The 2,376-nt window shown below is 62.6% G+C and carries 3 protein-coding genes; all 3 read left to right on the top strand.

The features are described 5' to 3' along the window. Positions 1-84 precede the first annotated feature (84 nt). Positions 85-420: an IS66 family insertion sequence element accessory protein TnpA gene (gene tnpA, locus HNQ81_RS17215; protein WP_183352658.1), complete on the top strand. Its 336-nt coding sequence runs from the start codon at positions 85-87 to the stop codon at positions 418-420. Then, on the top strand, positions 420-770 hold the full coding sequence (gene tnpB, locus HNQ81_RS17210) for an IS66 family insertion sequence element accessory protein TnpB (protein ID WP_183352657.1): 351 nt from the start codon (positions 420-422) through the stop codon (positions 768-770). Before tnpA ends, tnpB begins: the two co-directional genes overlap by 1 nt. A 42-nt stretch (positions 771-812) precedes the next feature. After that, a partial coding sequence (tnpC, locus tag HNQ81_RS17205) for an IS66 family transposase (protein ID WP_435051626.1) occupies positions 813-2,376 on the top strand: 1,564 nt, incomplete at its 3' end.

Genomic DNA, 2,376 nt, shown 5'->3' with positions numbered 1-2,376 from the left:
GTATCCGTCAAAATAACCGCATCTGTTTTTCCCTGCACTGAGCTGTCATAGTGGGACCACCTTTTATCATGGAGGAGCTTCACTATGAACATTGCATCATCGTCCGATCCCAAGACGGGCGTCCGAGTCTGGCCCGCGCACGTACGGGCGCTCGAGGCGAGCGGTCTTTCCCGCCGCGAATACTGTCGCCGGCAGCGCCTGTCCTATCACGCCCTGACCTACTGGGTCCGCAAACTCCGGCAGACAAGCGGGAGCGCATTACCGCCTGCGCTGGTGGAGGTGCCGACCTGCTCAACCCTCCTGTTGCGGCGCTCATGCCCACCATTCCGTCTCCATCTCGGCCCGGATCGCCTGCTCGAGATCGAGCCCGACTTCGACGAGGCCAGCTTGAGGCGGTTGCTCGGGGTCCTGCAACAGTGATGATATCGGTTGACAGCGGTGTCAGGGTCTTTCTGGCTCCAGGCGCCACCGACATGCGCAAGTCCATCGACACCCTGGCCATCCTGGTGGCCGGGCAGTTGGACCAGGACCCGCTGTCCGGCCATCTGTTCGGATTCTGCAACCGGAAGCGGGACACGGTCAAAATCCTCTACTGGGACCACAACGGCTTCTGCCTGTGGCACAAGCGGCTGGAACGGGACCGGTTTCGCTGGCCGGACAGCGAATCGGCAGCGCGGCTGGTCTCTGGCCGAGAGTTGCGTTGGCTGCTCGATGGCCTGTCCATCGACCAGGCGGCGCACCGAACGATCCGGTACGGGAAAATTCGTTGAAAATCTCATATAAATATTGAAATATCAGGCATATATGTTAATATCCACCACATGGATTCCCCCGTCGAAACATTACCGGACGACCCGGCCGCTCTGCAGGAAATCATCGCCTCCCTGCAGGCGCGGCATGAGCGCCAGACCTCGATCCTGCTCGAACAGATCCGCCATTTGCGGCAGCTCTTGTTTGGCCGGCGGAGCGAGCGGCTGCCCGCGGATTCCACCTCGGTGCAGCTGCTTCTGTTCGATCTGCCCGAACCCGAGCACATCGAACCGGCCAAGGTCGCCGTGGGGTCGCATGACCGCAAGAAACCGGGCCGCAAGGCGCTGCCGCCGGAGCTGCCCCGGGTGGAGATCATCCATGACCTGCCCGAGGCGGACAAGGTCTGCGGTTGCGGCTGCACCTTGAGCCGGATCGGGGAAGAGGTGAGCGAACAGCTTGATATCATCCCGGCCCGCATCCAGGTGCTGCGCCACATCCGCCCCAAGTATGCCTGCCGTCAATGCGAAGGGGTGGAGGACGAGGGGCCGACCGTGCGGATCCTGCCGATGCCGCCGCAGATCATCCCCCAGTCCATCGTCAGTCCGGGGCTTCTGGCCCATGTCCTCACCGCCAAGTTCGTCGATCATCTGCCCCTGTACCGGCAGGAGAAGATCTTTGCCCGGCTCGGGGTGGAAATCAGCCGGGCCACGATGAGCAACTGGGCGATGCGGGCCGCCGAGGCCTGCGTACCCCTGCTCAACCTCATCCACGACGAGATCCTGGCGGCAAGGCTGATCAACATCGACGAAACCACGACCCAGGTCCTGGCCGAGCCCGGTCGGCCGGCCACCGCCACCTCGTACATGTGGCTCTTCCGCCGGGGCGATCCGGACCGGCCGGCGCTTCTCTATCAGTATCATCCCACCCGGGCCGGCGATGTCGCCAGAACCTTCCTCGGCGACTATCAGGGCATCGTCCAGACCGACGGCTTCAGTGGCTACGATTTCCTCGACCACCAGGCAGGGGTCCGTCATGCCGGCTGCCTGGCCCATGTCCGCCGCAAGTTCATGGAAGTGATCAAGGCCCAGGGCAAAAACCGCACCTCAGGCAGTGCCGACCAGGCTCTGGCCACCATCCAACAGCTCTACGCTCTCGAAAACGAGGCCAGAGTCAAACGGTGGTCACCGGAAACCATCAGCACCATGCGGGCGGAAAAAGCCCGGCCGATCCTGGAGGCCTTTCACCAGTGGCTGCGGAAGCGTTATGCCCAGACCCCGCCCAAGGGGCTGCTTGGCAAGGCGATCGGCTATGCCCTCAATCAATGGGAGCGGTTGCTGGTCTATCTCGAGGACCCCATCGTCACCCCGGACAACAACATGGCGGAAAACGGCATTCGCCCCTTTGTCCTCGGCCGCAAGAACTGGCTGTTCTCAGGAACGCCCAAGGGAGCCGAGGCCAGCGCCATGCTCTATAGCCTGATCGAGACCGCCAAGGCCAACAACTGCGAACCGTACAGCTACCTCCGCCATATCTTCGAGCACTTGCCCAGGGCTCACACCCTCGCCGACTACGAGGCCCTGCTCCCCTGGAACGTGGACAGACTAAAGATCATGCTGCGCTATGCCG

Origin of the sequence: Desulfoprunum benzoelyticum (assembly GCF_014201505.1) — a bacterium.
Taxonomy (GTDB): Bacteria; Desulfobacterota; Desulfobulbia; order Desulfobulbales; family Desulfocapsaceae; genus Desulfoprunum; species Desulfoprunum benzoelyticum.
Note: the sequence above shows the minus strand (reverse complement) of the source record. Positions and strands in the feature narration are given on the sequence as shown.